Source organism: Sulfitobacter sp. IGS-18 (genome assembly GCF_059628195.1).
This window is the reverse complement of the sequence record NZ_CM184556.1, coordinates 1,134,113-1,160,220: the sequence shown is the minus strand read 5'-3', so window position 1 is coordinate 1,160,220 and position 26,108 is coordinate 1,134,113. Positions and strand designations below refer to the sequence as shown.

Below are 26,108 nucleotides of genomic sequence, written 5' to 3'. Positions count from 1 at the left end.
GTGTCACTCTGACCCCGGGCTGTCCAACGCCGGACCACCGATGTCGGTCACCAGCCCGATGTTGGAAAAACCACCCGCGTTCAGCGCGCCCATGACTTCCATCACCTGCGCATAGGGCACCTTGCCATCGGCACGCAGATAGACGCGGTCGCTGGCCCGTTCCGCCGCAATCCCGCGCAGCCGCGTCACCAGCTGGTCGCGCGCCACATCCGTGGTCTGGATCTGCACCGCACCATCGGCGCTGACGGTCACCGTCAGAGGCTCCTCCTGCTCTGCGGGCAGGGCACCGGCGGCGGTCTTGGGCAGTTCCACCGGAACACCCACGGTCAGCAGCGGCGCCGCAACCATGAAGATGATCAGCAGAACCAGCATCACGTCCACGAAAGGCGTCACGTTGATCTCGGACATCGGCTGGGCGCGCCCGCGCCGCCGCCCGCGTCCGCCGCCCTGTTTCTTGATCGCACCTGCGCCCATGCTCAGCTGTCCAGCTGACGCGACAGGATGGTGGCGAATTCATCGGAGAACGCTTCATGCGCGCCGATGATACGTTCACTGTCGGCATTGAGCTTGTTGTAGAAAATCACCGCCGGAATCGCGGCCAGAAGCCCCAGACCGGTGGCCAGCAGCGCCTCGGCAATGCCGGGGGCGACAACCGCAAGGTTGGTGTTCTGCTGGGCGGCAATCTCGACAAAGGCGTTCATGATGCCGATCACCGTGCCGAAAAGGCCGATGAAGGGCGCGGATGACCCGACCGTCGCCAGCACCGTCAGCCCGCCTTGCAGGCGCTCGGCCTCCTTGGCGATGGCCACATCCATCGACCGGTCGATGCGCGCCGTGGCACCGGGGATCAGCCCGCCATCATCCCGGTGCGAGCGTTGCCATTCGGTCATCCCGGAGGCGAATATCTTTTCCGAAGGCCCGCTGGGGTCCGGGCCGATCTGATCGAAAAGACCGTCCAGCGGCTCCCCGGACCAGAACGCCTGATCGAAAGCCTTCTGCTCCGAACGCGCAAGGCGATATTGCAACAGCTTCTGCACGATGATCGACCACGACCAGAAGGAGGCGATGATCAGAATGATCATGACCAGTTTGACTCCCAGCGTTGCCCGCGCGAAAAGTCCCCACACGGAGAAATCAATCTCCTGCGCCAATGCCAGCGTTTCTGCTTCCATTATTCCTGCTCTTGTTGTGCCGCCACGTCGCGGCTGCATGCCTCTGCGGCCCTGTTTTCCAAGGCGCTATTTGGCGCAAACTTATCCCAGTGCAAGCGGGAAAGCCAGAACATTGGCGTTAACCCGCCGCATCCTTCGGCAGTGAGCGGAGTTTTGCTGGCAATCTGGTGGGTTTTCCATCGGTGGTCATGCAGACTGCGGTGACAAGGGCGCGGAAGATCACCTTGTCCTCCCGGCAGACATCCTGATGGAAGATCCAGCGCGTCGCCCCCTTGGCGAAATGTGTTGTGCGCACCTCCAGACGGTCTCCGAACCCGGCGGTGCCCAGATAATCGGCCTCGACCCTGGTGACGACAAAGACAATGCCCTGCGCCCGCATCTCGCGCTGGTCGAGCCCGAACTGCTCGACGATATCGGAGCGCGCCCGTTCAATGTAGCGCAGGTAATTGGCGTAATAGACGATACCGGCCATGTCGGTATCTTCATAGAAGATGCGGATCGGGAAACGATGGCTCATTGCAACACACCGATCCTTGCAGCCAGCCGCAATGCATGGGCCGGGTCCCGGGCCGCAACCGGCAGCACCGGATCATAGGCCGCCCGCAGCAACGCGGCCACATCCGGCTGCAGCACCGTCGTCTCGCCCGCCACGGCCAGCGGTGACCGGTCCTGAAACGCCCCATCCGACCACATGAGCATGGACTGCACGATCTGGCTCAAGGCCAGGGTATGCGCAGGCACGGTGCTCAGATGCGCATCCATCCGCAGAAAGACGAAACAGGCCTTGATCGCGCCGCGCTTGTCGAAGCGGAAGAACCGGTACTGGTTCGCCTCCGCCGCCTCCAGCCGGCCCACCAGCGGTGCAAGGTCCTCCACCAGCCGGTCCATGCCCGGCACATCCAGAAGCTCGTTCCAGTCGCGGAAGAAAAACATCATCAGATTGCTGCCCAGCTCCGCGTCCATCTCGCCCATCTCGTGACCCGCCAGACCACACACCGCCTCGACCGCGCCTTTGACCACGCTCAGCGTGGCATCGTCCACACCAAAGACCACCGGACAGATAGGCCGCCCCCAGCGCGCAAAGGCAAAACTCCCGTCCCCACGGGTAAACAGCGCCTCGACCTGTTCAGCATCCATGTTTCATTGTTCCCAAAATACACATCACCGACAGTTCAGCCAAACAGATCGCTCTGGCCCCTGGGCGGTGCCATCCCCAGATGCGCCCAGGCCTTCGCCGCCAGCATCCGCCCGCGCGGGGTACGCTGGATCAATCCCTGCTGCAACAGGAAGGGCTCGATCACCTCTTCCAGTGCATCGCGGCTTTCCGACAGGGCCGCCGACAATGTCTCGATCCCCACCGGCCCGCCCTGATAATTCTCCGCAATCAGGGTCAGGTAGCGCCGGTCGGCCCCGTCAAGCCCCAGATGATCCACCCCCAGCCGTGTCAGGGCCATGTCCGCCAGCGCCCTTGTCACCCTGCCGTCGCCCTCCACAAGCGCGAAGTCCACGACCCGCCGCAAGAGCCGTCCGGCGATCCTGGGGGTACCCCGCGCGCGGCGGGCGATCTCGCGAGCACCATGTTCGTCTGCCGGTGCGCCGAGCTTTCGGGCATTGCGGTCGACGATGATGAAAAGCTCGTCCTCGCTGTAGAACTCCAGCCGCGTGGGGATGCCGAAACGGTCCCGCAGCGGTGTCGTCAGCAATCCCATCCGCGTCGTGGCTCCCACCAGGGTGAAAGGCTGCAACTCGATCCGCACGGTGCGCGCCGCGGGCCCCTCGCCGATCACGAGGTCCAGCTCGAAATCCTCCAGTGCAGGGTAAAGCACTTCCTCCACCGCCGGGTTGAGCCGGTGAATCTCGTCGATGAACAGCACATCGCGCGCTTCAAGATTGGTCAGGATCGCGGCCAGGTCCCCCGCCTTGGCCAGCACCGGGCCGGAGGTCATGCGGAACCCCACCCCCAGTTCGCGCGCCATGATCTGCGCCAGCGTGGTCTTGCCCAGGCCGGGAGGGCCGTGAAACAACGTGTGGTCCATCGCCTCGCCGCGCTGGCGCGCCGACTGGATGAACACCCGCAAATTCGCCCGCGCCTCGGCTTGGCCTACGAATTCGTCCAGCATCTGCGGCCGCAGGGCGCGGTCGAGGTCTTCGGGCAGCGGGTCAGGCCGCACTGTGGGGTCAATCTCGGTCATCTGTCATCCGCGCCATTGCCGGCCCTTGGGGCTGTTGAACGGCACCCTACCCCTTCGGTGCCAGCAGTTTCAACGCCGCGCGGATCAGGGCGGGGGTGTCGGCCCCGGGCATGTCGCCTGCTGCCTGTGCCACCGCGCCTGCCGCGTCGCCGGGGCCATAGCCCAGATTGCCCAGCGCCGACAAAGCGTCGGCCTGCGCCGATGTGGCGGCAGGCGCCGCCCGCGCAGGGCGGGAAACCGGTGTCTCGATCACCTCGGCGGGGTCTTCGCCCTGCGCCTGCGCCAGCGTGCCGCTCATTGCCATGACACCGGGGGCCTTGTCCTTGAGGTCCAGCACCACGCGCTGCGCGATCTTGGGGCCGACGCCCCTGGCCGCCTTGACCGCGTTCCAGTCGCCAAGCGCGATCGCGCGGCTGACGCCATCCGGCCCCAATGCGCCCAGGATCGCCAGCGATGCCTTGGCCCCGACCCCCTGCACCGAGGTCAGCAGGCGGTGCCATTCCTTTTCCACCAGAGTCTGGAACCCGAAAAGCTGCATCAGGTCCTCGCGCACCACCAGATCGGTATAAAGCGCCACGACCTCGCCCACACCGGGCAGGGCGGCAAGGGTGCGGTCCGAGCAATAGACCAGATAGCCCACACCGCGCACGTCGATCAGCAGGTGATCCGCCGCGCGGTAATCAATGCGTCCCGTGATCTTGCCGATCATGCGCTGGCCCGCGCCACGGCCGCCGCCAGCCCCGAGGCCCCGCCGTGATGGGCATGACAGATGGCAATGGCCAGCGCGTCAGCCGCATCCGGCCCGGCAATCTCGATCCCCGGCAGCTGCATCCGCACCATATGGGCGACCTGGCCCTTGTCGGCATGGCCCACGCCGACAACCGTCTTCTTGATCGTGTTGGGCGCATATTCGCCAACGCAGAGCCCCGCCTGCGCCGGCACCAGCATCGCGATGCCCCGCGCCTGCCCCAGCTTCAGCGTGCCGGCCCCATCCTTGTTGACAAAGGTCTGCTCCACCGCCGCGGCCTGGGGGCGATAGGTCGCGAAGATCCGCGTCAGCTGCGCGTGCAGCGACAGCAACCGCTGCCCCAGATCATCGCCCTGCGACACGATCACGCCATTGGCCACATGGGAAAGCCGAGGTCCGGCCACGTCGATCACCCCCCAACCAAGGTTGCGCAGCCCCGGATCAATGCCGATTACCCGTATCATCCTGTCCGAATTCGCCTCTATGTGGTTTTTTTGATGCACTAGCACGAAAGGCGAACATTCACCAAGTCCTTTCGCGTGAGGCCTGGTTGCGACATGCCTTGCGTCGCTTTTGAGACACGCGGCCTGTTTGCGCCGTAAAATCACCCGCAAACGACAGGAACTGCGGGCCTCTTTCCATTAATTTTCAGCGTTTTACGCGCAAGGAGGACCTATGCAATAGCCGCAGAACACACATGCATTTCTGGTGATTGTGCCGGGTTTCATATCCGCCTATTTGCGCAGCACACCGTCGGGAAAACCGGCATAACACTAATGTAAAAAGGACGGCTCCAATGGCAGCTATTGACACCACCCGCACCGCATACGGCTCCATCATTGCCGTTTCTCGTTTCTTCTCCGGTCTGAACACACTGGCGGCAACGCTGGTCGCATGGAACGACGCCCGCGCAACACGCCGCGCGCTGTCCTCGCTGACCGACCGCGAACTTGACGATATCGGCCTGGTCCGTGGCGACATCGACCTGGTTGCTCAATCCAACCTGATCCGCTGATCGCGGCGCGGCGGGCTCTCCCGCCGCCACGCCTAGACAAAAAACCGCGTTCTCCAAGCCTGGGGAACGCGGTTTTTCTTTGCCGGACAGCGGATTGTCGGAGAATGGCGGATGCAGCAGCCCGTGACCGGGGCACTGCCGTTTTCGTCAGCGCAGGACCGGGCCGGTCATGCTGGCAAGCGTTTCGGTCACCGGATCAATCGCCAGAACCTTTGCACCCGCCTGTTCGATGACACTGCCGCTTTCAAGTTTCGCCAGGCGATCATTGTAGGTCACCGGGCCAACAGCCGCGACCATGAAGACCTTGAGGCCAAGAAAGCCAAGCCCGAACATGATCAGAAGCTTGAAGGGAAATCCGCGGCGGCGGCGTTTCGGCGTTACGATGATCAGGCCATCGCGACCCACCTTGGTGGAATAGCCATGCGCCAACTTCGCGTGCTTTTTCCCCAGGTTCGAAAGGCGGGCAACAAAGTGGTCGTGTGTCTCAACCATGTCTTATTTCTCTCAACATCGGCCCCCACCGCTGTTGAAATCAGAATTAGACAAGGAATGTGGCAAATTCTGGGCAACTGCCTCAAATGTACCTTAAAACCCCTTCAATCTAGGTGTTTTTTTGCAGTGTGAGTGTCGTCCAGTCGACAATGCTCTCCCGTTCGACCAGATTGATGCCGCATCGTGCATAAACGCCGATCACTTCGTCGGCCTGCTCGTTCAGAATCCCCGAGAGAATCGCATATCCGCCCGGTTGCAGGGAATCGGCAAGGTCGGGGGCCAGCGCGATCAGCGGACCCTTTAGTATGTTGGCAAAGATCAGGTCAAAAGGCGCCGCCGCTGCGAGATTAGGATGGCCAAAGCCTGCCGCCTCGACACAGGAGACCCGGCCGGTCAGCCCATTTGCCGCCACATTCGCCTTTGCGACCTCCACCGCGACCTCATCAATGTCGCTGGCCAGCACGTTCTGCGGCCAGATCCGCGCCGCCGCCATGGCCAGCACCGCCGTGCCGCAGCCGATGTCCACCACATTCGCACCGGCAAAACCGCCCGTCGCCAGCCGGTCCAGCGCCCGCAGGCATCCCAACGTGGTGCCGTGGTGCCCGGTGCCAAAGGCCATTGCCGCCTCGATCAGCAGCGGCTCGACCCCTTCCGGCACCTTGTCCGCATCATGGCTGCCATAGACAAAGAAACGTCCGGCCTCCACCGGGGCCAGTTCCCGGCGCACATGGGCGACCCAGTCGGTCTCTGGCAACTCTGATACCACAAAGGGTTTCGCGCCCATCGCTGCGGCCAGCAGGGCCAGGCTTGCCTCGTCCGGGGCCTCTTCGAAATAACCGCCGACCTCCCAGAGGCCCGATCCGTCTTCCATCTCGAACACGCCGATGCCGGTGGGTTCGGGTGTCATCCCCTCCATCGCCTCGCCCAGCTTGTAGGCGGGCGCGCGGCCTTCGAGGGTGGTCAATGCGGTGAAGGTGGGCATCAGCGTCTCCGGTATCTGTCAGGGTTCGGGTAGGGCCGTGGCGTGCCGGGGTCAAGGGGCGCGCCCACAGGGTCGCGCAGCCCCCTGACATAGAACCAGCCCCAGAGTGCCGCCCCGATCCCGACGACACCCCCTGCCAGCGCCTGACCATAGATCACCCCCTGCGCCCCAAAGAGGGCCGCAAGCCACGCAGCGGCAGGCCAGCTCAGCAGCCCGTCCTTGATCCAGTTCACCAGGGTGGAGCGCCCGGCGCGCCCGAGGTTGTTGAATGCCGCGTTCGACACGAAGAGCGCCCCGATGAAGATGAAGCCGCCTACACCCACAAAGGTGAAAGAGCGCAGGACATCCGCGCCCAGGCCGCTCAGCCCGAAAAGCGCGATCACATGAGGCGTCACCATGATCAGCAGCCCCCAGGCCAGCAATGTATAGATGCCGCAGAACAGCAGCGCGTCCCGGTAGGTGCTGCGGACGCGGCTCATCCGGCCCGCGCCGTAGTTCTGTCCGAAGATACCGCCGATCGCCCCCGACAGGGCAAAGACGCCGCCAAAGACCACAACCGTCAGCCGCCCGATCACCGCCCAGGCCGCCATTGCGTCATCGCCGTATTGCGCCATGACGATGGTCAGAAAGTAGTTGCCCGCAGGGGTGGACATCTGGGTGGCAACCGCCGGGATCGCCACGGCGGCAAAGGGCCCCGCGATGTTGCGCAGGGTGCGCAGCCGGGGACGCTCCAGCAGCCCCATCTGCACGACGGCGTAATACAGGGCCAGCCCCAGCAGCGAAAAGCGGAACAGCACCAGCCCGATCGCGGCCCCGTCCAGCCCCCAGCCCAGATAGAAGATCAGGACAGGGTCCAGAAGCAGCAGCACAAATCCGGAAAACAGCGTGACATACATCGCCTTGGCCCCATAGCCATGGGCCCGCAGCACGCCGGAACAGGCCAGCGCCGCCGACATCGGGATCAGCGAGGGGATCGTGATCGCCAGGTAGCGTGACGCGAGGCGCGCCGTCTCTCCGGTGGCGCCGGCCAGCGCAATCAGCTCATGCCGGAAGCCGACAATCGCCGCGACCACCAGGGTCAGGATCGCGGCGGCGATCACCGTGCCCGCCGCCGCCTGCCTGCGCGCCTGCGCATGGGCGCCCTGCCCGATGCTGCGCGAAATCACCGCCGTGGTGGCGATCATCAGCCCCACGGCAATGGATACCGAAAAGAACTGTACCGCATAGGCAAAGCCGATGGCGGCCACCAGCCTCGGATCGCCAAGCTGCGAAATCCACAGCAGGTTGGCGGCATCCACCACAAAGACAAAGGTGATCCCCATCGCCCCGGTCGCCGTCATCCGCACCACATGGCCCATCGTGCCACCGGTCAGGAAACGGCCCTGTTCGGCCATCACTCGGCCGCCTGCGGCACCGCACTGGCAAAGATCGTCTCGTTCCCCGGCGCCGGGTGGCGCGGGATCAGCATGGCAAGGCTCAGTGAAACGCCCGCCATCCCCGCGGCAAGGAAGAAGACCGCAGCAGGCGAGACCAGCCACAACAGCCCCAGCAGCACCGGCAGGAACACCGCCGCAATATGGTTGATGGTAAAGGCCACCGCCGCAGTCGGCGCAATATCCGCCGGGTCCGCGATCTTCTGGAAATAGGTCTTGAGCGCCAGCGCCAGCCCGAAAAAGATGTGATCCAGCACATAAAGCACGGCGGCCACCATCACGCCCCAGCCCAGGTAATAGACACCACCATAGCTGAGAAAGACGATGATCAGCCCGATATATTCGAACCCCAGCGTGCGGCGCTCACCGAAATAGCCGACCGCACGGCCCATCATCGGGGCGAGCACCATATTGGCAACAAGGTTCACCAGATAGAGCGTGGTGATCTGATGCACCTCATAGCCGAACCGTTCCACCATCATGAACCCTGCAAATACCACAAAGATCTGCCGCCTTGCGCCCGCCATGAACTGCAACGCGTAATAGAGCCAGTAGCGGCGGCGCAGCACCATCTTCTTGATCTGCGGCGTGGGGGCTTCGAACTGCGGATAGGCCACCATGGCAAAGATCGCGATCAGCAGCGTCACCCCGCCCCCCGCCAGGTAGACGGCGTTATAGCTCAGATCCAGCGTCTCCCAGAGGGACATGATCGCCAGATAGGCCACCAGCGTCGCAAAGGATCCCGCCGCCAGCAGCCAGCCCAGCATGCGCGGCGCATCCTCGATCTTCAGCCATTGCAGCTGCAGCGACTGGTTCACCGTCTCGTAATAATGAAACCCGATGGAGGACAGCATGGTGATCGTCAGAATGCCGCCCATGGAGGGGAACCAGGCCGTGACCGCTGTTGCAGCGCCCAGCAGGGCCAGCGACACCAACCCCAGCACCTGTTCGCGCACGAAGATGATGATCGCGATCACCCCCACCGCGAGGAAACCCGGAATCTCGCGCACCGTATGCAGCAGCCCGATGTCGGAGCCGTCGAAATCCGCGACCTCGATGACGAAGTTGTTCAGCAATGCCGACCAGGTGTTGAAGGCAATCGGCATCGCCAGCGCCATCAGGAACAGCAAGGCCACGGGTCGCCGCCAGAACGGCTGATGCTTGGCGTCTTCAAGGGTCACGAAATGCGTCATGCCAGCGCTAATACGCCTGCATCAGGCCAAAGACGAGGCCAAAAACGCACATCCGCCCTTCCCGAATGCACCGCTCCGCATTCTTTTTGGCCCCAAATATCCCTGCGCGACGCCTCCCCGCATGGACCCTCTCCATGTCAGACGACACGGCGACACGGGACGGCGGGCGGGGCGGCTTGCGCGCAGCGCAACAGCGCTGCGCGACGTTCCGCGCCCATCAAAGCGATGTCTGCGCCGCGACGGGTCCGGAATTGCCGTACCAGACCGGCCCGTCGCCCGCAGCGTCGGTGCCCTGCACGGCCCAGACCAGAAGAGCGGCAAAAACCGCGCCGATCAGCAGGGCGACCGGGGCGGTCATCCGGACATGCATCTGTGAAGATTTGTAAGATTGTTCCTGAAGTGACATGGTAGACTCCTATGCTGTGTGAGCCATAGATAGGGAGCGCCAGCCAATCATTGAAATGAATGTTTATGCGGGATCACTTCACAAAAAGTGATGGATCGTCGCAGCGGTGACCGGGCAGGGTCAGTAGAAGCTCTGCGGGTCGATATCCACTGCAAGGCGCAGCTCACCTTTCAGCTTCACCTGCGCCACCCATTGCGCAAGCGCCTCCTGCAGGGGCGCGGATTTTTCCGCCTTGACCAGCAGCCTGACGCGATGCCGCCCGCGCACCCGGGCGATGGGTGCCGGGGCCGGGCCAAAGACCTGCGCACCGATGCGCCGCAGCGGCGCGTCGCGCTGCGCCAGCAGGTTGCCCGCATCAAACACCTGCGCCACATCCGGGCCGGACAGGATGATCCCCGCCATCCGGCCATAGGGCGGCACCCCGGCCTGGTGACGTTCCTTTGCCTCTGCCGACCAGAAAGCCTCTTCATCGCCCGCCAGGATTGCCCGGATCACCGGATGATCCGGCTGATAGGTCTGCAACAGCGCCGCCCCCGGTGCCTCCGCCCGGCCCGCCCGGCCTGCCACCTGGCGCATCAGCTGGAATGTCCGCTCCGCCGCCCGCAGGTCAGACCCCATCAGCCCCAGATCCGCGTCGATCACGCCAACAAGGGTGAGATTGGGAAAGTTATGTCCCTTGGCCACCAGTTGCGTGCCGATGATGATGTCCGCCGCCCCCGCCGCAATGCCTGCGATCTCGGCCTTCAGCGCCCGCGCCGATCCGTACATGTCCGAGGACAGCACCGCCACCCGCGCATCGGGCCAAAGCGCCGCCGCCTCCTCGCCCAGCCTTTCGACCCCCGGACCCACCGGGGCCAGCCGGTCCTCCGCCCCGCAGGAGGGGCAGGTTTCGGGCATGGGTTTGCTTTCACCACATTGGTGACAGATCAGGCGCTTGAGGAACCGGTGCTCCACCATGCGCGCATCGCAATGGTCGCAACCGATCTGATGCCCGCAGGCCCGGCACAGCGTGACCGGCGCATAGCCGCGGCGGTTGATGAAGAGCATTGCCTGTTCGCCCTTTTCCAGCCGCTTGTTCACCTCGCCCTGCAGGGTCGGTGACACCCAGCGGTCAGAGGGCAGCCCCTCGTCGCGCATGTCGATGGCCCCCATCTGCGGCATCACCGCAGGGCCGAATCGCGAGGTCAGTTCAAGACGCCGGTATTTGCCTGCTTCCACATTCGCCCAGGTCTCAAGCGAGGGTGTGGCGCTTGCCAGCACCACCTGGGCGCCGCAGATGGAGGCCCGCAGAACCGCCATGTCGCGCGCGTGGTACAGCACGCCGTCCTCCTGCTTGTAGGAGGTGTCATGTTCCTCATCCACGACAATCAGCCCGAGATTCTGAAACGGCAGAAACAGGGCCGACCGCGCCCCGATCACCAATTGAGCGTGTCCCTGTCCCACCATGCGCCAGATACGGCGGCGTTCGGTCATGGTGGCCCCCGAATGCCATTCGGCGGGCTTCGCACCAAAGCGTTCCTCGACCCGGTGCAGGAATTGCTCGGTCAGGGCGATCTCGGGCAGCAGCACCAGCGCCTGACGGCCCATGCGCAGAGTTGCAGCGACGGCTTCAAGATAGACTTCGGTCTTGCCCGAGCCGGTGACACCGCGCAGCAGGGTGGTGCCATAGCTCTGGCTGCGCACCGCCTCTGCCAGAACCTCTGCCCCGGCGGCCTGATCCTCGGTCAACGCCTTGCCCGGCAGTTCCGGGTCCAGCCGGGGAAAGGGCAGATCGCGGGGGCTTTCTTCCTCGGCCACGGCGCCCTGTGCCACCAGCCCCTTGACCACCGATGCGGTCACCCCGGCCATCTCGGCCAGTTCCTTGAGGGTAAAGGAAAGATCGCCATAATCCTGCAGGGTGGCCAGGACGCGGCGGCGGGCGTCGGTCATCCGCTCGGGCTCCGACACACCGCGCCGGTAGACCCTTCGCATCGACGGCGGGTCGCCCAGGCCCGGCGCACGGGTGGCAAGACGCAGCATCGCGGGCATTGGCGTCAGCGTATAGGCGGCGGCCCGCGCAAGGAAACTGCGCATTTCCTCGCGCATCGGCGCGGCATCCAGAACCCGGATCACGGAGCGGATTTTTGACAGGTCATAATCGCCCTGCCCCGCCCCCCAGACCACGCCCAGCACCTTGCGCGGCCCCAGCGGCACCTCCACAAACGCGCCCCGGTGACAGCCCCCCTCGGGCGCACGGTAATCCAGCGCCCGGCCCAAAGGCTGGGTCGTCAGCACCGCCACCAGGTCACCTTGATCGAAGAATTCCGGACCGTCCACGGATGCCCCACCTTGGAAATTCACAATTGAAGGCTTTCAGCATCGCAGATCATGCGATAAAGCCAAGGCGACAGAGATAACCGTTAGCGCCACCATTCCAAGCGATAAGGACACCGAGATGAAATTTTTCGTAGACACCGCAGAGATTGACGCGATTGCCGAGCTGAACGACCTGGGCATGGTAGACGGCGTTACCACAAACCCCTCCCTGATCCTCAAGTCGGGCCGCGACATCATCGAGGTCACCCGCGAGATCTGCGCTCTGGTCACCGGCCCGGTCAGTGCCGAAGTGGTAGCCCTGGATGCGGAGACCATGATCGCCGAGGGCCGCAAGCTGGCCGAGATTGCGGACAACATCACCATCAAGCTGCCGCTGACATGGGACGGGCTGAAAGCCTGCAAGATCCTGTCCGGCGAGGGCCGCATGGTCAATGTGACACTGTGTTTCTCTGCCAACCAGGCGCTGCTGGCCGCCAAGGCCGGTGCGACCTTCATCTCGCCCTTCATCGGGCGGCTGGATGACATCCACATCGACGGCATGGACCTGATCCACGACATCCGCACGATCTATGACAACTACGGGTTCGAGACAAACATCCTCGCCGCCTCGATCCGGTCGGTGAACCACGTCCACGAATGTGCGCTGGCCGGTGCCGATGTGATGACAGCGCCGCCCGAGGTGATCAAGAAGCTGGCGATCCACCCGCTGACCGACAAGGGGCTTGAGCAGTTCACCAAGGATTGGGAAAAGACCGGCCAGAAAATCCTCTGACCCGGTTTCGGGGCGGCATGCCCGCCCCGCACCCCGAAGGGCACAATTTCGCAACGCCACGGGTTTTTGCCCCGGCATGGCGAAAAAGGGGCGGCAATTGCCGGCCAGCGGTGCTATACCGGAGCAAATCAAGCAGAGACTGATATGAGCAGCAGCCCCAAGATTGACGACGCCCTGCGCGAGGCGATCATTTCGCAACCCGATGTGATACTCGACGACACCGATCTGATGCAGGCCCTGATCGCTGCCAATGAAAGGGCGATGGGCGGCAATATCGTCGATCTGCGCGGCATCGCGATGGAACGGCTGGAATCGCGGCTCGACCGGCTGGAGGACACGCACCGCAGCGTGATCGCCGCCGCCTATGAAAACCTGGCCGGGACCAACCAGATCCACCGTGCCATCCTGCGGATGCTCGACCCGGTCGAATTCGAACCCTTCCTGCGCGATCTGGGCGGCGAAGTGGCTGATATCCTGCGCGTCGATGCGGTAAAGCTGGTTCTTGAATCGGTTCAGAACGACAACGACCCGGCGGTGCAGCGGCTGGGTGATGTGCTGAGCGTGGCAGAACCGGGCTTTATCGACAGCTACCTGACCCATGGCCGCGGCGGCGCGCCCCGCCAGGTGACCTTGCGCGGCGTGCAGGACGGGGCGCATCAGATCTATGGCGAGAAATCCGACTGGATCCGATCCGAAGCCTGCCTGAAGCTCGATTTCGGCGCGGGCCGCCTGCCCGGCCTGCTGGTTCTGGGGGCGGAGGATCCGCATATGTTCGGCCCCCAGCAGGGCACCGACCTGCTGACCTTCTTTACCGGTGTGTTCGAGCGCGCGATGCGCCGCTGGCTGTCTTGAAGCGCGGCGATACAGCAGCACAGACCGGGCTGATCAGCCCCGCCGCGCGCGATGCGCTGGCCACATGGCTGGACCAGCAGCGCGCCTTGAAAGGGGCGGCAGAGAATACGCTGACCGCCTATCAGGGCGATGTCGCGGATTTCCTGGCCTTCATGACCGCCCATAAGGCGGCACCGCAGGGCCTGGGCGCCTTGGCACAGATCACGATTTCGGACATGCGGTCCTGGATGGCCCGCACACGCGGCCCCGGCGTCGGCCCCCGCTCCATGGCGCGCAAGCTGTCCGCGGTGAAAGCCTTTTACCGCTGGCTGGCAGAACGCGAAGGCTTTGAACCCACAGCGGTCCTGACCACCCGAGCGCCGAAGTTTTCCAGGAAACTGCCCCGCCCGCTGGCGGTGGATGCCGCGCGTGCGATGATCGACTGTGTCGAACTGCAATCGCGTCACCCCTGGGTTGCAACCCGCGACGTCGCGGTGCTGACCCTGCTTTGGGGCTGCGGTCTGCGGATATCGGAGGCGCTTGGCCTCAGGGGCGCGGATGCCCCCCTGCCCGAGTCGCTGCGCATTTCCGGCAAGGGCGGCAAGGAACGCGTGGTTCCGGTTCTGCCCGCCGCCCGCGAGGCGGTCGGTGCCTATCTGCGCGCCTGCCCCTTCCCGCAGGAGGCCGATGGCCCGCTGTTTCGCGCCGTGCGTGGGGGGCCCCTGGGGCCGCGCGCGATTTCGCAGGTGATGGCGGATGCGCGCATGCAGCTTGGCCTGCCTGCGACCGCGACACCCCATGCAATGCGCCACAGCTTTGCCACCCATCTGCTGGACGCGGGCGGCGATCTGCGCGCGATCCAGGAATTGCTGGGCCATGCCTCGCTTTCCACCACCCAGGCCTATACGGCGGTCGACACGGCGCGGTTGATGGAGGTCTACAACCGGGCGCATCCCAAGGCGGGATGAGATTGCGTTTTCTTCAAAGAAAACGGGCCGGAGTTTTCGAAAACTCCGTCGTCATATCAAGTCCCTGAAAACCGCATGAACCGCCGATTTCTTCAAAGAAATCGAACCGGAATTTTCGAAAATTCCGACTTTGTGACTTTCCCTACACCTCAAGGTTCGGAAAACATGCGTTTTCTTCAAAGAAAACGGACCGGAGTTTTCGAAAACTCCGCCGTCATATCAAGCCCATGAAAACCGCGTGAACCGCCGATTTCTTCAAAGAAATCGAACCGGAATTTTCGAAAATTCCGTCAGGATACCGACCTGCGCATCCCGTCCACAAAATCCTGAGCGGCGGCTGAGGGGTCCTGCTCCCCGGCGGCAACGGCGTCGCTCAGCGCGGTGAGCCGCGCCTGAGTTTCAACTTCGGACAATTGCGCCAGCAAGCGCTGCTTCACGTCCTCCAGAAACCAGTAACGCGCCTGCGCGGCACGGGTCCGGTCCCAGAATCCGTTTTCGCGCCGCCAGTCCGCCAGGTCTTCAAGCGCCCGCCATGCCTGATCCAGCCCGTTCTCCTCCAGCGCGGAAACCGTCATCGCACAGGGATAGCCCGCCGGGTCCTGCGGACGCTTGCGCAGCAGGCGCAGCGCGCCCGCGTAATCGGCGCAGGTGCGGGTGGCCGCCGCCTTCAGTTCCCCATCGGCCTTGTTGATCAGGATCACATCCGCCACTTCCATGATGCCCCGTTTGACGCCCTGCAATTCGTCCCCGCCCGCCGGCGCCAGCAGCAGCACGAAAAGGTCGGACATTTCTGCCACCACGGTTTCGGACTGGCCGACACCCACGGTTTCGATCAGCACCACGTCAAAACCCGCCGCCTCGCACAGGCGCACGGCCTCGCGGGTGCGCCGCGCCACGCCGCCCAGGTGGGTCTGGCTGGGCGAGGGCCGGATAAAGGCATTGGGATCGCGGCTGAGCTGATCCATCCGGGTCTTGTCGCCCAGGATCGACCCGCCGGAGCGGGAGGAGGACGGATCGACCGCCAGCACCGCCACCCGCTTGCCCATGCCGGTCAGCATCATGCCAAAGCTTTCGATAAAGGTCGATTTGCCCACGCCCGGGGTGCCGGACAGACCGATGCGCAGCGCCTGACCCTCCTGCGGCAGGGCAGCCAGCAATTCGGCGGCGGCGGCGCGGTGATCGGCGCGGCCCGATTCCACCAGCGTGATCGCACGCGCGAGCGCCCGGCGCTCCTGTGCGCGGATGCGGCTGGCAAGGTCCTTGATATCCATGGCGCATCTTTTGCGGGACAGCGCAAAAATGTCCAGCCCCGGCCGTTGGCGCGCCAGGCGGTTTGCCGGATAAGACGACATGTCCTTTACCCTGCCCATCGACGCGGTCCTGCCGCAGGCCATCGCCGCCCTGCGCGAAACCGGCCGTCTGGTGCTGCAGGCTCCGCCCGGCGCGGGCAAGACCACACGCGTCCCCCTGGCGATGCTCGACGCGGCGCTGACAAAGGGCAAGATCCTGATGCTGGAGCCGCGCCGCCTTGCCGCGCGGGCCGCAGCAGAACGCATGGCCGCCACCCTGGGCGAAGAGGTCGGCCAGACGGTCGGCTACCGCGTGCGCGGGGCTTCGGCGGTTGGCAGGACGACCAGGATCGAGGTGGTGACCGAAGGCATCCTCACCCGGATGTTGCAGGCAGAGCCGGACCTGCCCGGCGTGGGTGCCGTGATCTTTGACGAATTCCACGAACGCTCGCTCAATGCGGACCTCGGCCTGGCGCTTTGTCTGGAGGTGGCGGAGGCGCTGCGCGACGACCTGCTACTGGTGGCCATGTCTGCCACGCTGGACGCGGCCCCGGTGGCCGATCTGATGGCCGCACCTGTGGTCACCTCACAGGGGCGCAGCTTTCCGGTCACCCCGCGTTGGCTGGACAAACCCTTTGTCAACAAACGTCTCGAACAGGCGACCGCAGATCTTGTGCTGCAGGCCCTGGCTGAGGCGGAGGGATCGGCGCTGGTGTTCCTGCCCGGTGAGGGCGAGATCCGCAAGGTCGAGGCGATCCTGCGCGATCAGCTGCCCAAGGGATGCACCATTGCCCCGCTTTTTGGCGCGATGGACTTCAAGGCCCAGCGCGCCGCCATCGCCCCCGCCCCGTCGGGCCGCAAGGTGGTGCTTGCCACCTCCATCGCGGAAACCTCCCTGACCATCGAGGGGATCACCATCGTCGTGGATGCGGGCCGGGCGCGCCGGGCGCGCTTTGACCCCGCCTCCGGCATGTCGCGGCTGATCACCGAAAGGGTCACCCGGGCCGAGGCCGCGCAACGCGCGGGCCGGGCGGGCCGGATGGCGCCCGGGGTGGCCTACAAGCTTTGGACGAAGGGGGAGGAGGGCGCATTGGCCGCCTATCCGCCCGCAGAGATCGAGGCCGGAGACCTGACAGGTTTCGCGCTGGAACTGGCGCTTTGGGGTGGTCAGGCCGAAGAAATGCGCTTTGTCACGCCCCCGCATGAGGGCCGTCTGGCCGAGGCGCGGCGCGTTCTGCAGTTGCTGGAAGCGCTGGATGCGCAGGGCAGGATCACCGATCACGGCCGGGCGCTGGCGCGCCTGCCGCTGCACCCCCGCCTTGCGCATATGGTGGCACGGGGCGGCGCGCGGGCACCGATGCTTGCGGCCCTGCTGGCAGAGCGTGATCCGCTGCGCGGCACCGGTGTGGACCTGACGCTGCGCATCCAGGCCATCCTACGCGGCAATCCGCAGGCCCATGCGGCAACGGTGGCGCGCATCCGGCAGGAGGCCAAGCGCCTCGCCAGAGGCCAGACGGCGCAGGGCCCCGAGGATATCGCAGTGCTGGCGGCGCTGGCCTATCCCGACCGTGTCGGCCTGCGCAGGCCCGGCGACGCGCCGCGCTATGTCCTGTCGGGCGGCAAGGGCGCCATGCTGCCACAGGGTGACGCGATGGCCCAGGCGCGGCTGATCGTGGCCACCGATCTGGACGGCGATCCGCGCGAGGCGCGCATCCGGCAGGCCGCCCGGCTGGAAGAGGCCGATCTGCGCGCGACATTCGAGGGTCAGATTACCTGGAAAGACGTCTGCATCTGGTCGCGGCGTGACAACCGGGTGCTGACCCGTCAGCAGGAAACATTCGGTGCATTGGTCCTGCAGGACCGCAACTGGACCGATGCGCCGGAAGATCAGGTGGCGCTGGCGATGCTGGAGGGTGTGCGGCAGCTGGGACTGCTGCCCGGTGCCGCGGCCCGGCGCTTTCTGGCCCGTGCAAGGCTGATGCCCCCGCCCTTCCCCGATTTTTCCGAAGCCCATCTGATGGCAACGCTGGAGGACTGGCTGCTGCCGCATCTGACCGGGCTGCGCAGCGCCGGGGACTGGAAAGGGTTCGACCTGTTGCCCGCCCTTCGGGCACGGCTTGACTGGGACCAGCAGCAGGCGCTGGACCGCGCCGCGCCTGCGCATTTCGAAACGCCGTTGGGCCGCCGCATCCCCATCGACTATGACGGCGCGCAGCCCGCGATTGCACTGCGCCTGCAAGAGGTCTTTGGCGTCACGCGACACCCGATGGTGGCGGGACAGCCGGTGCAGATGACTTTGCTCTCCCCCGCCCAGCGTCCGGTTCAGGTGACAACGGACCTGCCGGGGTTCTGGGCCTCGTCCTATGCGGATGTGCGCAAGGACATGCGGGGGCAATACCCCAAGCATCCCTGGCCGGAGGACCCGACGCAGGCGGACCCCACGTTGCGCGCCAAACCGCGCACCAAATAGTAGAAATGCGCGAAGCCGCGCACAAAATAGTAGAAATGCGCCAAGCCGCGCTCGAAATGATAATAAAGCGCCAAGCCGCGCTTGAAGAGAGAATACGCGCCCGCGGCGCGGTTCCCGGGAACCTGCCCCAAACCCCCGCGTATTCTGGCAAAAAGAACCCCGGGGTCAGTCGTTGTCGGTGAGGCCCGCACCCGCACCACCGATGCGCGAGGCTTCGCTTTCAGGGACGAGGATGCGCGCGGCCAGGTGGTTGAGAAGAGTGAACAGCTCTTCCGACATTGTGATCCGGGATATCGCCGGTCCGGGCGATGCGGATTTGCGATCGACAGTGATCTGCATCTGCGGCCCCTCGGGGCGCAGCGTGGTTAGGAAAGTCTGCGCCTCGGCGTAGCTTTGCACCAGTGCCGTGTCCACATCCGGGGGCAACGGGGTATCGCTGCATTCTTCGGTCAGAACACGGATAAAGGCCAAAGGCAGGGTCAGGATCGGCCCCCGTGGCAAGGCCTCAAGCGCGGCAGTCAGGGTGCCCTCCGCCCGCTCCGCCGCAAGGTGGAACATCGCCGCGCGGCCAAAGGCGGCGGCCTGTGCCGGTGGTGCCCCCGCCCCGCGCGCGGCCCGGGCAGCCAGGCCCATCACCTCATTGACGGAGAGCTTCATGAGGCAAAGACCGGCAGCCACCAATCGTCTGCCCCCGGCCCCAGTTCATCCGCCAGCGGCGCGCCCTGGCACAGGGTGATCCGGGTCCATCGGTCCGATTTGGGGTCGAACTTGGCCGCGCCAAAGAATGCCAGCTTGCAGCGCAGCATGTCGATGGGCAGGCAGTCTTCGGCAATCAGGTTGTCGCGGATTTCGCCATAGGGGTAGCGCCCTGCCATGGCCACACGCTCTGCCGCCAGCGCGTGATCCGGATGGCGGGACAGGAAGGCGCTCAGCGGGGCATTTTCCCCTTCGAGGTCCTGGTAGAGCGCCTTGACCCGGCGGCCGATGTCCAGCGGGGTTTCCTGATCGGCGCCCTCTTCGGCAAAACGCCGCCCGAGGCGGGGTTCCTGCTTGGCCGCTGACACGTACCAGAACTGGCCGCAGGCCTCTGGCGCATCGTAGTCGGGCGCCAGCGCCCAGCGGAAATCGCTCGTGATCCGCGCGCGCAGTTCAACGGTGTCCGGGAGTGGCGCGCAAAGCGGGCCAAAGGGATCGCCCATGGTTGCGGCCAGATCGTCCACCAGATCGCCGAAGGGTTCGAGGATCAGCCCGGCCATCAATTCCTGTACATCCAGGCTTGCCCCGCTGATCCGGTGCATGGCCGCATCAAGGGGGCGCAAGCCGGAAAGATCGAGCGCGTTGCACGCCGCTTCCCAATCGCCGCGCAACGCGACGATACGGGCATGATGCGCGGGGTCGGGCACCTGCCATTCGCGCAGATGCGCGGCGGCGCGGGCGGCAAGCAAGTACAGCCTGTCCTGTTGCGCAGATGTCAGCCGCGGCAAGGCCCGCACACGGGCCAGCGCGGTTTCGCGCGCCTGCATCCAGTTGTTCAGAAGCACCGGATGGGTGACCAGAAAGGGGGCCATGCCCAGCCCGGTGGCATTGCCGATGCCAAGGTGGCGTTTCAGGGCACGGTCGAGCCTGCCGCCGCCCACATGTTCCGCCAGGTCATGGGTGAAGTGCCGGATCAGCCAGACGGTCAGCATCTCTGCGGCAAAGGGCCCTTCCAGCCCCGGACGCCGGGCAATCAGGTGACGGTCGGCGATGCCGAACTTGCCATTGCCGTAAACGGCAGTCGTGCGCATCAGGTAACCCACATCGCGGATCATCTCCGGATCCGGCTGGCGGCCCTCCTGCAGGGCCTGCGTGACATGGGCAAAAAGCCGCAGGGATTTGTTCGCGCGGCTCAGGATCAGGTCGCGTTCGGTAAACCGCGCCGCCTCCTGCCTGGGTGCGCTGGCAATGATGCGGTCAATCTCTGCCGCCTCCGGGATGCCGTCGTAAAGCACAAAGGCGCTGTCCCAGGCGGTGGCGATGACCCGGTCGGTCCGCTGGTCGGCTGGCAGGTCGGAGGATACGGCGACCAGCGCATACTCATGGCCACCAAGGCGCAGGCTATAGACGGCATGGCCAAAACCGCCTGCCTCCATCTGCCAGACCGCGCGGGTGACAGTGACCTTTTCGGCAGCAAGACGGCGGATCAGACTGCGCAGGAAACTCAGCCGCGTGGGGAACATCGACCCCATGCGCGCCAGCCGCATCACCTCTTCCGGGGGGCGCAGCGCGGTCTGCGGTGGCTGAGCCTCGTCCCTCATGAAGGGCCAAAGCCCTGAGCGTAGAACCTGTGCCAGTTGCCGCCCATGATGCCGTCGACCTCTGCCGCGCTCAGCCCTGTCGCGGTCAGACCCCGGCGGATGTTGCCGAAATCGCGGTTGTCCCTGAACCAGTCGGGCATTGGCGGGAAACCGGCGTTGGCGGCCGATCCTTCGCCAAAGTCCATCGCCTTGGTCCAGCGGCCCACGCGCATCCATTCGACGACGCTGTCGGGCTGGTTCTGACACAGGTCCGTGCCGATACCGAGGTTCTGCGCGCCATAGCGCGCGGCGGCTTCGGCGATCATCTGGCAAAAGCTGTCGAGACTGCAGTCCGATCCACCCTTCAGGTGATGCGGATAGACCGAAAAGCCCAGCATCCCCCCTGCCCCGGTCAGAGCCTTAAGCACCCTGTCGGATTTGTTGCGCAGGGCGGGATGCCACCAATGCGGGTTGGCATGGGTGATCGCGATGGGACGGGTGGAATGGTCAATCGCCTCAAGCGTGGAGCGTTCGGCGGAATGGGACATGTCGATCACCATGCCGACGCGGTTCATCTCTGCCACCACGGCGCGGCCCATCCGGGTGAGGCCGGTGTCGTCGTCCTCATAGCAGCCCGTCGCCAGCAGGGACTGGTTGTTATAGCTCAGCTGCATGAAGCGGATGCCCAGCTGGTGGCAGATTTCCACCAGGCCGATGTCATCCTCTATCGGGCTGGGGTTCTGGAACCCGAAAAAGACCGCAGTGCGCCCGCTCTCCTGCGCATGGATCACATCCGCAGCCGTGGTCCCCTTGAAGATCAGGTCCGCATGATCCTCGAACCAGCGGTTCCAGCGTTCCAGGTTCAGCACCATCTCGCGAAAACTCTCGTGATAGGCGATGGTCACATGGACCGCATCCACCCCGCCTGCGCGCATCTGCTCAAAGATGGCAGGCGAGAAATTCGCGTATTGCAGGTTGTCGATCAACGGTGCCTTCATACCGGCAGCATGGCGGGGGTGCTGCGGTTTCTCAATGAAAAACTGGGCCTTGCCCGCCCCGCTGTCAGCCGCGCGGCGCGCGCAATTCGGCGGCGGCCAGGATCAGCAGACCGCCAGCAATCGCTCAGTTCTTCACGAAGATTGACATTTGCCAGGGGTCGTCCGGCAGAAAATGGAAAATGCTCGTCACCATGCAATAGCCGGCCAGGATCAATGCCGTCGGCACCAGAAAGAACCCCGTCACCAGAAAGATCGCCCCAAACAGGTTCAGCGCCACGGCGGGCCAGATCAGGAATTCAACCCAATGGTGTGTCGCGAGCATTTGCCGAACGATTTCCGGCGCATAGATCTTTTGGGCGGCACCCGTCACGAATAGTGCCGCAATGCAAAAGCGCCCCATCAGGACAAGGGCATCGGCGCCCATCGCGCGGCGGTGAGAAAGATGTGGCTGAGCTGTGTCCATGACCTCCTCGGAAAAAATGTCGGGCTGACGCCAAAAGCCGCCAGCCCGGCATTACTCGTCACTGCGCAGGAAACATCTGCGGACTTGTTAAATCACATAACCGGGCAAACACATTGCAACCCGGTCTGAACCCCGCTGAAACCAGAGTGTGACCTCCGTCTTACGTGGCTCCTGAAACAGACACGTTGCGGTTTCCAACAAGTTGCAAAAAAATTTAAATTTGATGAATTTTTGGGAAATCTCCCCGATGTCCTTGATTTTTTTGGCGCGTTCTGGCTGGGACACGCGCCCTGGATACGGCGGACAGCCCGGCAGCACCATTGCCGCTGATGGACAGAGACATTGTTGCCGCCCCTTCGCAGGCGGTACGGCAAAAGTCCGTCAAACCCAAGCGGTGGCTGTCAACAAGTGACCGCTAGATTTCCTCGACCGTACCAACAGCGCGGATTTCGCCTGTCGGTGCCCCCTCGGGCGCGCCGCCGGGCGGTTCGTCGGAAATTGCCAGGGTCAGGTTATCAATCTGCGCCGCAATTTCCGGCGGCAGTTTCAGATGGGTCGCATCATCCGGCACAAGCCCCAGCGAGACCGGCGCGGCATCGGGCAGCAAAGCCCAGAGTTCCAGCACACGCCCTGATGGCGGGGCACCGGCCGTTCGGGTCACGGCGATACCGCCACGGGACGGATCAAGCACGGCATAGACCTGCAGATCGTCGATTGTCCCGGTCAGCTGAGTGCCATAGATCGGGCCGGCAATCGTCGGGGCATCAGGCCGCAGCATCGGCATCGCAAGGACTGCCAGCATCGCCAGCGAGGCGAAGGTAAGCCCCTGCCAGACCCAGAGCCGCTGCAAGAAAGGCACGCGGATATTGGGGAACAGCGACTTGATCAGCGCCTTCTTGACCCGCGCGGGCGGCGCCACCGGCGCAATGGCATCGGTCATCGCGACCAGGCGTTCCTGCCATGCGGCCACGGCGCCGGCAAACAGGCTGTCACGGCGCGCGCGGTCACGGGCCTCTGTCAGGTTCTCACCTTCGGAAAGTCCCAGCGCATATTCAGCGGCCAGAAATTCGCTTTCCTCTTCCGGTGTGGGGGGCGGCAGATCTGTCATTGGCTCATGCACTCCCTGAGGGAGATCAGCCCGCGTCTGAGCCAGGTCCGCATGGTATTGAGCGGTACTTTGAACCTTTCGGCCAGATCGGCATAGGTTTCACCGTCAAGATAGGCGCCACGGATGGCCGCGCCCCGGTCGGCGTCAAGCGCATCGAGGCAACCGGTCAGCTTGCTGGCCTCGGAAGCGGCGATGGCGGATTGTTCGGGCGAGGGGCCACTCGCAACAAGCTCCATACCCGGCGTATCAATGTCCTGATGGCCCTTCTTGCGCGCGCGCAGACGGTCAATCGAGGTGTTCCGTGCGATGGTGATCAACCATGTCATCGGCGACAGGCCATTCGCCTGATAGCGATCGGCGTTGTTCCAGATTTTGACAAAAGTATCCTGCATGGCGTCCTCTGCTGCGGCGCGATTGTTCAACACACGCAGGCACACACCAAAAAGTTTCGCACTGACACGATCGTAAAGTTCTTCAAAGGCTGCACGATCCTTGAGGGCCACCCGTGCGATCAGGCGCTCTATCTCTTCGCGGTCCATACTCTAAATCGGTCTCCGCCCAGCGACATACTTCAGACGCGCGGAAACCACTTCCCGCACCAGGGGTAACTTGAGGCTCTTGGCCGGTAAGTCAAACAGGCATTCGGCATTTGTTGCCCCCTGCCGTGCCTAATCCGCCCCTTCGCAGGCCAATAAGGACCCGCAAATCGCGCTGTCCGTCTTTTGGTGTTTCACAGAAGTTTACCCGGCAGGGCATTCTGCGGTACGCGGGATCAGGACGGTCAATCGAATCGGGAATGCGACTATGGGTGCTGCTGCACAATCCTCTTACGATGTTGTCATTATCGGCGGTGCCATGCACGGTTCGGCGCTGGCCTGGTGGCTGACCCGCACGGCGGGCTTTGACGGCAGCGTTCTGGTGGTCGAACGCGACCCCAGCTATGAATTTGCCTCGACCAGCCATACGAATTCCTGCATCCGGCAGCAATTCACCAACGAGGCCAACATCCGCGTGTCACAGTTCGGCGCGGAATTCATCAAGAATTTCCGTGACTTCATGGGCGGTGATCCGGATGTGCCGAACCTGACCCTGCAAAGTTTCGGATATCTCTATCTGGCCGATACACCCGAATTCGCCACCGCCCTGCATCAGGCCCAGCAGGTGCAGACAGCACTGGGGGCGCAGACCCGTCACATGACGCGCGACGAGATCGCCGCTGCCTATCCTTTCTACGCCCTCGACGACATCATCGCGGGCAACCACAATACCGTGGACGAAGGCTATTTCGACGGCGGCACCATGTTTGACTGGTTCAAGCGCATGGCCCGCCGTGCCGGGGTCGAATACATCCACGATGAAGTGACCGCGATGACCCTGAACGACAGCAGGACAGCGGTGCAGAGCGTCACCCTCAAATCAGGCGATACGTTGTCTTGCGGGACCGTGGTCAATGCCTCAGGCCCGCGGGCGCTTGCCACCGCCCGGATGGCGGGGCTGGACCTGCCGGTGTACCCGCGCAAGCGCTATTCCTTTGTCTTTGACGCCGCCCATCCGCTGGACCGGGATCTGCCGTTGACCATCGACCCCTCGGGGGTCCATGTGCGCTCCGAAGGGAAATACTATCTTGCCGGTTGCCCCCCGGATGACGACCCGGATGTGGCTTACGACGATTTCGGCTTTGACCACAGCCTGTGGGAAAACAAGGTCTGGCCCGCCATCGCCACCCGTGTGCCCGCCTTTGAAGAGGTCAAGGTGATCAACGAATGGGTGGGTCATTATGCCTACAACACCTTCGATCAGAACGCGATTGTCGGGCCGCACCCCGAGGTGGCAAACTTCATCTTCGTGAACGGTTTTTCCGGCCATGGCCTGCAACAGGCCCCCGCCATCGGGCGGGGTGTGGCAGAATGGATCACCTACCACGAATTCCGCACCATCGACCTGACCGCCTTTGCCTTTGACCGCATAGGCGCGCAGAAATCATTCCTCGAAAAAGCGATAATCTGACGATTGCCGCTTTGACCAAAGAAAGGCCAATACCATGAAATTCAAGAAACTTGTGCTGACAGGGGCTGCGGGACGGCTGGGGTCATATCTGCGCGAGCCATTGTCGAAAATGTGCGACGAACTGCTCAGCACCGACATCGCCGAGGAGATCGGAACGCTTTATCCCGGTGAAAGCTATGCCCGCGCGGACCTGGCAAAATTCGATGAAATCCACCCGCTGCTGGAAGGTGCCGATATGGTGGTGCATTTCGGCGCCATCGTGGATGAGAAACCCTTCGAGGAACTGCTGGGTCCGAACTTCATCGGATCCTACAACATCTGGGAAGCGGGCTATCAGCATGGCGTGCGCCGGATCGTCTATGCCTCGTCCATCCATGCGGTGGGCATGCACAAGAAACGCGATTTCATCGGCACCGATGCGCCGCACCGGCCCGATACCTTTTACGGCCTTGCCAAATGCTTCACCGAAGACCTGGGTTCCATGTACTGGGACAAGCGCCAGATGGAGAGCGTGCATCTGCGCATCCTGTCCGCCGCACAGGTCAACAACGCACGCGCGCTGGGGTCCTGGCTGTCCTATGACGATCTGATCCACCTGGTGACACGGGCCATCGACACGCCCTCTGTCGGCTTTACCGTGATCTACGGCGTGTCCAACAACGACCGCGCGCCGGTGGACAACGCAAAAGCCGCCTTCCTGGGCTACCGGCCCAAGGACAATGCAGAGCAATTTGCCGAGGCCGTTCTGGCCGACACCCCTGCCGCCGACGTGACCGATCCGGCCGAAATGCTGCAGGGCGGGCCCTTTGCAGCCGTCGATCTGGGCCAGAGTGGTCTTGCGCAGATGACCATCGTGGACGACCGGAAAAAAACCTGACCCCCCGGCGGATGCATCGGCCCGATGCATCCGCCGCACCAAAAACCTGCGGTAAAGGAAACAGTCCACTAATTTTATTGGCATTTTTTCTCAAGTTGCC

The 26,108-nt window shown here is 64.0% G+C and carries 27 protein-coding genes; 7 read left to right on the top strand and 20 right to left on the bottom strand.

Annotation, left to right across the window (positions count from 1 at the left end):
• Window positions 1–3: 3 nt before the first annotated feature.
• From tolR to ruvC, 7 genes are all read right to left on the bottom strand, one after another.
• Window positions 4–474, bottom strand: coding sequence for a protein TolR (gene tolR / locus ACWNZ3_RS05625; protein ID WP_114274646.1), 471 nt, complete (start codon window positions 472–474; stop codon window positions 4–6).
• 2 nt (window positions 475–476) lie between these two features.
• Entirely contained in the window at window positions 477–1,172 is a 696-nt protein-coding gene (tolQ, locus tag ACWNZ3_RS05620) for a protein TolQ (protein ID WP_114274647.1), read from the bottom strand.
• Window positions 1,173–1,290: 118 nt separating this feature from the next.
• On the bottom strand, window positions 1,291–1,689 hold the full coding sequence (locus tag ACWNZ3_RS05615; RefSeq protein ID WP_269367642.1) for a YbgC/FadM family acyl-CoA thioesterase: 399 nt from the start codon (window positions 1,687–1,689) through the stop codon (window positions 1,291–1,293).
• Entirely contained in the window at window positions 1,686–2,309 is a 624-nt protein-coding gene (locus tag ACWNZ3_RS05610; RefSeq protein WP_496901494.1) for a hypothetical protein, read from the bottom strand. Before ACWNZ3_RS05610 ends, ACWNZ3_RS05615 begins: the two co-directional genes overlap by 4 nt.
• Window positions 2,310–2,344: 35 nt before the next feature.
• The gene (gene ruvB, locus ACWNZ3_RS05605) at window positions 2,345–3,364 is read right to left on the bottom strand and encodes a Holliday junction branch migration DNA helicase RuvB (protein ID WP_269367640.1); all 1,020 of its coding nucleotides are present in this window, start codon (window positions 3,362–3,364) and stop codon (window positions 2,345–2,347) included.
• Window positions 3,365–3,410: 46 nt separating this feature from the next.
• Complete coding sequence (ruvA, locus tag ACWNZ3_RS05600; RefSeq protein ID WP_114274651.1) at window positions 3,411–4,073, bottom strand: Holliday junction branch migration protein RuvA; 663 nt, start codon at window positions 4,071–4,073, stop codon at window positions 3,411–3,413.
• Entirely contained in the window at window positions 4,070–4,576 is a 507-nt protein-coding gene (gene ruvC / locus ACWNZ3_RS05595) for a crossover junction endodeoxyribonuclease RuvC (RefSeq protein WP_269367638.1), read from the bottom strand. The genes ruvA and ruvC overlap by 4 nt, the downstream gene beginning before the upstream one ends.
• Before the next feature lie 332 nt (window positions 4,577–4,908).
• Here ruvC and ACWNZ3_RS05590 point away from each other — a divergent pair, with 332 nt between their 5' ends.
• Window positions 4,909–5,127, top strand: coding sequence for a DUF1127 domain-containing protein (locus tag ACWNZ3_RS05590; protein ID WP_496901493.1), 219 nt, complete (start codon window positions 4,909–4,911; stop codon window positions 5,125–5,127).
• 147 nt (window positions 5,128–5,274) lie between these two features.
• Here ACWNZ3_RS05590 and ACWNZ3_RS05585 read toward each other — a convergent pair whose 3' ends face one another.
• The 6 genes from ACWNZ3_RS05585 to ACWNZ3_RS05560 all read right to left on the bottom strand — a co-directional run bounded on the left by ACWNZ3_RS05585 (window position 5,275) and on the right by ACWNZ3_RS05560 (window position 11,949).
• A complete protein-coding gene (locus tag ACWNZ3_RS05585) occupies window positions 5,275–5,619 on the bottom strand; it encodes a hypothetical protein (protein WP_274576467.1) in 345 nt (114 codons plus the stop codon).
• A 109-nt stretch (window positions 5,620–5,728) separates the two neighbouring features.
• A complete protein-coding gene (locus tag ACWNZ3_RS05580) occupies window positions 5,729–6,601 on the bottom strand; it encodes a 50S ribosomal protein L11 methyltransferase (RefSeq protein WP_496901492.1) in 873 nt (290 codons plus the stop codon).
• A complete protein-coding gene (locus ACWNZ3_RS05575) occupies window positions 6,601–7,995 on the bottom strand; it encodes an MATE family efflux transporter (protein ID WP_269367635.1) in 1,395 nt (464 codons plus the stop codon). The genes ACWNZ3_RS05580 and ACWNZ3_RS05575 overlap by 1 nt, the downstream gene beginning before the upstream one ends.
• Entirely contained in the window at window positions 7,995–9,227 is a 1,233-nt protein-coding gene (locus tag ACWNZ3_RS05570; protein ID WP_269367634.1) for an MFS transporter, read from the bottom strand. The genes ACWNZ3_RS05575 and ACWNZ3_RS05570 overlap by 1 nt, the downstream gene beginning before the upstream one ends.
• 217 nt (window positions 9,228–9,444) lie before the next feature.
• On the bottom strand, window positions 9,445–9,633 hold the full coding sequence (locus tag ACWNZ3_RS05565) for a hypothetical protein (protein ID WP_496901491.1): 189 nt from the start codon (window positions 9,631–9,633) through the stop codon (window positions 9,445–9,447).
• Window positions 9,634–9,753: 120 nt separating this feature from the next.
• Entirely contained in the window at window positions 9,754–11,949 is a 2,196-nt protein-coding gene (locus ACWNZ3_RS05560; RefSeq protein WP_496901490.1) for a primosomal protein N', read from the bottom strand.
• 118 nt (window positions 11,950–12,067) lie between these two features.
• Here ACWNZ3_RS05560 and fsa point away from each other — a divergent pair, with 118 nt between their 5' ends.
• The 3 genes from fsa (at window position 12,068) to ACWNZ3_RS05545 (ending at window position 14,520) form a co-directional block, all read left to right on the top strand.
• The gene (fsa, locus tag ACWNZ3_RS05555; protein ID WP_114274657.1) at window positions 12,068–12,721 is read left to right on the top strand and encodes a fructose-6-phosphate aldolase; all 654 of its coding nucleotides are present in this window, start codon (window positions 12,068–12,070) and stop codon (window positions 12,719–12,721) included.
• Window positions 12,722–12,865: 144 nt separating this feature from the next.
• Window positions 12,866–13,573, top strand: coding sequence for a DUF484 family protein (locus ACWNZ3_RS05550; protein ID WP_114274658.1), 708 nt, complete (start codon window positions 12,866–12,868; stop codon window positions 13,571–13,573).
• Window positions 13,570–14,520: a tyrosine recombinase XerC gene (locus ACWNZ3_RS05545; RefSeq protein ID WP_496901489.1), complete on the top strand. Its 951-nt coding sequence runs from the start codon at window positions 13,570–13,572 to the stop codon at window positions 14,518–14,520. Before ACWNZ3_RS05550 ends, ACWNZ3_RS05545 begins: the two co-directional genes overlap by 4 nt.
• 290 nt (window positions 14,521–14,810) lie before the next feature.
• Here ACWNZ3_RS05545 and meaB read toward each other — a convergent pair whose 3' ends face one another.
• On the bottom strand, window positions 14,811–15,791 hold the full coding sequence (meaB, locus tag ACWNZ3_RS05540) for a methylmalonyl Co-A mutase-associated GTPase MeaB (protein ID WP_496901488.1): 981 nt from the start codon (window positions 15,789–15,791) through the stop codon (window positions 14,811–14,813).
• A 79-nt stretch (window positions 15,792–15,870) separates the two neighbouring features.
• Between meaB and hrpB the strand changes: the two genes are divergently transcribed.
• Window positions 15,871–18,279, top strand: coding sequence for an ATP-dependent helicase HrpB (gene hrpB / locus ACWNZ3_RS05535; RefSeq protein WP_496901487.1), 2,409 nt, complete (start codon window positions 15,871–15,873; stop codon window positions 18,277–18,279).
• Window positions 18,280–18,444: 165 nt separating this feature from the next.
• On the opposite strand, the gene ACWNZ3_RS05530 is transcribed toward hrpB, so the two are convergent.
• The 6 genes from ACWNZ3_RS05530 to ACWNZ3_RS05505 all read right to left on the bottom strand — a co-directional run bounded on the left by ACWNZ3_RS05530 (window position 18,445) and on the right by ACWNZ3_RS05505 (window position 23,663).
• Window positions 18,445–18,936 carry a hypothetical protein gene (locus ACWNZ3_RS05530; protein WP_496901486.1) on the bottom strand — a complete coding sequence of 164 codons (492 nt, stop codon included), beginning with the start codon at window positions 18,934–18,936 and terminating at the stop codon, window positions 18,445–18,447.
• Entirely contained in the window at window positions 18,933–20,576 is a 1,644-nt protein-coding gene (locus ACWNZ3_RS05525; RefSeq protein ID WP_496901485.1) for a hypothetical protein, read from the bottom strand. Before ACWNZ3_RS05525 ends, ACWNZ3_RS05530 begins: the two co-directional genes overlap by 4 nt.
• Entirely contained in the window at window positions 20,573–21,553 is a 981-nt protein-coding gene (locus ACWNZ3_RS05520) for a membrane dipeptidase (RefSeq protein ID WP_496901484.1), read from the bottom strand. Before ACWNZ3_RS05520 ends, ACWNZ3_RS05525 begins: the two co-directional genes overlap by 4 nt.
• 124 nt (window positions 21,554–21,677) lie before the next feature.
• Window positions 21,678–22,016: a DoxX family protein gene (locus ACWNZ3_RS05515; RefSeq protein WP_496901483.1), complete on the bottom strand. Its 339-nt coding sequence runs from the start codon at window positions 22,014–22,016 to the stop codon at window positions 21,678–21,680.
• Window positions 22,017–22,431: 415 nt separating this feature from the next.
• Window positions 22,432–23,124 (bottom strand): anti-sigma factor, encoded by a 693-nt coding sequence (locus ACWNZ3_RS05510; RefSeq protein ID WP_496901482.1) that lies wholly within the window; start codon window positions 23,122–23,124, stop codon window positions 22,432–22,434.
• Window positions 23,121–23,663 carry a sigma-70 family RNA polymerase sigma factor gene (locus tag ACWNZ3_RS05505; protein ID WP_496901481.1) on the bottom strand — a complete coding sequence of 181 codons (543 nt, stop codon included), beginning with the start codon at window positions 23,661–23,663 and terminating at the stop codon, window positions 23,121–23,123. The genes ACWNZ3_RS05510 and ACWNZ3_RS05505 overlap by 4 nt, the downstream gene beginning before the upstream one ends.
• A 265-nt stretch (window positions 23,664–23,928) precedes the next feature.
• Between ACWNZ3_RS05505 and ACWNZ3_RS05500 the strand changes: the two genes are divergently transcribed.
• Both ACWNZ3_RS05500 and ACWNZ3_RS05495 read left to right on the top strand, forming a co-directional pair.
• Window positions 23,929–25,131, top strand: a complete 1,203-nt coding sequence (locus ACWNZ3_RS05500) for an NAD(P)/FAD-dependent oxidoreductase (protein ID WP_269367623.1) — start codon at window positions 23,929–23,931, stop codon at window positions 25,129–25,131.
• Window positions 25,132–25,165: 34 nt separating this feature from the next.
• Window positions 25,166–26,008 carry an NAD-dependent epimerase/dehydratase family protein gene (locus ACWNZ3_RS05495; protein WP_269367622.1) on the top strand — a complete coding sequence of 281 codons (843 nt, stop codon included), beginning with the start codon at window positions 25,166–25,168 and terminating at the stop codon, window positions 26,006–26,008.
• Window positions 26,009–26,108: the final 100 nt, after the last annotated feature.

Excerpts from the sequence above, each read along its gene's own strand:
- tolR (WP_114274646.1), bottom strand. The coding sequence starts at position 474 with ATGGGCGCAGGTGCGATCAAGAAACAGGGCGGCGGACGCGGGCGGCGG.
- tolQ (WP_114274647.1), bottom strand. The coding sequence starts at position 1,172 with ATGGAAGCAGAAACGCTGGCATTGGCGCAGGAGATTGATTTCTCCGTG.
- ACWNZ3_RS05615 (WP_269367642.1), bottom strand. The coding sequence starts at position 1,689 with ATGAGCCATCGTTTCCCGATCCGCATCTTCTATGAAGATACCGACATG.
- ACWNZ3_RS05610 (WP_496901494.1), bottom strand. The coding sequence starts at position 2,309 with ATGGATGCTGAACAGGTCGAGGCGCTGTTTACCCGTGGGGACGGGAGT.
- ruvB (WP_269367640.1), bottom strand. The coding sequence starts at position 3,364 with ATGACCGAGATTGACCCCACAGTGCGGCCTGACCCGCTGCCCGAAGAC.
- ruvA (WP_114274651.1), bottom strand. The coding sequence starts at position 4,073 with ATGATCGGCAAGATCACGGGACGCATTGATTACCGCGCGGCGGATCAC.
- ruvC (WP_269367638.1), bottom strand. The coding sequence starts at position 4,576 with ATGATACGGGTAATCGGCATTGATCCGGGGCTGCGCAACCTTGGTTGG.
- ACWNZ3_RS05590 (WP_496901493.1), top strand. The coding sequence starts at position 4,909 with ATGGCAGCTATTGACACCACCCGCACCGCATACGGCTCCATCATTGCC.
- ACWNZ3_RS05585 (WP_274576467.1), bottom strand. The coding sequence starts at position 5,619 with ATGGTTGAGACACACGACCACTTTGTTGCCCGCCTTTCGAACCTGGGG.
- ACWNZ3_RS05580 (WP_496901492.1), bottom strand. The coding sequence starts at position 6,601 with ATGCCCACCTTCACCGCATTGACCACCCTCGAAGGCCGCGCGCCCGCC.
- ACWNZ3_RS05575 (WP_269367635.1), bottom strand. The coding sequence starts at position 7,995 with ATGGCCGAACAGGGCCGTTTCCTGACCGGTGGCACGATGGGCCATGTG.
- ACWNZ3_RS05570 (WP_269367634.1), bottom strand. The coding sequence starts at position 9,227 with ATGACGCATTTCGTGACCCTTGAAGACGCCAAGCATCAGCCGTTCTGG.
- ACWNZ3_RS05565 (WP_496901491.1), bottom strand. The coding sequence starts at position 9,633 with ATGTCACTTCAGGAACAATCTTACAAATCTTCACAGATGCATGTCCGG.
- fsa (WP_114274657.1), top strand. The coding sequence starts at position 12,068 with ATGAAATTTTTCGTAGACACCGCAGAGATTGACGCGATTGCCGAGCTG.
- ACWNZ3_RS05550 (WP_114274658.1), top strand. The coding sequence starts at position 12,866 with ATGAGCAGCAGCCCCAAGATTGACGACGCCCTGCGCGAGGCGATCATT.
- meaB (WP_496901488.1), bottom strand. The coding sequence starts at position 15,791 with ATGGATATCAAGGACCTTGCCAGCCGCATCCGCGCACAGGAGCGCCGG.
- hrpB (WP_496901487.1), top strand. The coding sequence starts at position 15,871 with ATGTCCTTTACCCTGCCCATCGACGCGGTCCTGCCGCAGGCCATCGCC.
- ACWNZ3_RS05530 (WP_496901486.1), bottom strand. The coding sequence starts at position 18,936 with ATGAAGCTCTCCGTCAATGAGGTGATGGGCCTGGCTGCCCGGGCCGCG.
- ACWNZ3_RS05525 (WP_496901485.1), bottom strand. The coding sequence starts at position 20,576 with ATGAGGGACGAGGCTCAGCCACCGCAGACCGCGCTGCGCCCCCCGGAA.
- ACWNZ3_RS05520 (WP_496901484.1), bottom strand. The coding sequence starts at position 21,553 with ATGAAGGCACCGTTGATCGACAACCTGCAATACGCGAATTTCTCGCCT.
- ACWNZ3_RS05515 (WP_496901483.1), bottom strand. The coding sequence starts at position 22,016 with ATGGACACAGCTCAGCCACATCTTTCTCACCGCCGCGCGATGGGCGCC.
- ACWNZ3_RS05510 (WP_496901482.1), bottom strand. The coding sequence starts at position 23,124 with ATGACAGATCTGCCGCCCCCCACACCGGAAGAGGAAAGCGAATTTCTG.
- ACWNZ3_RS05505 (WP_496901481.1), bottom strand. The coding sequence starts at position 23,663 with ATGGACCGCGAAGAGATAGAGCGCCTGATCGCACGGGTGGCCCTCAAG.
- ACWNZ3_RS05500 (WP_269367623.1), top strand. The coding sequence starts at position 23,929 with ATGGGTGCTGCTGCACAATCCTCTTACGATGTTGTCATTATCGGCGGT.
- ACWNZ3_RS05495 (WP_269367622.1), top strand. The coding sequence starts at position 25,166 with ATGAAATTCAAGAAACTTGTGCTGACAGGGGCTGCGGGACGGCTGGGG.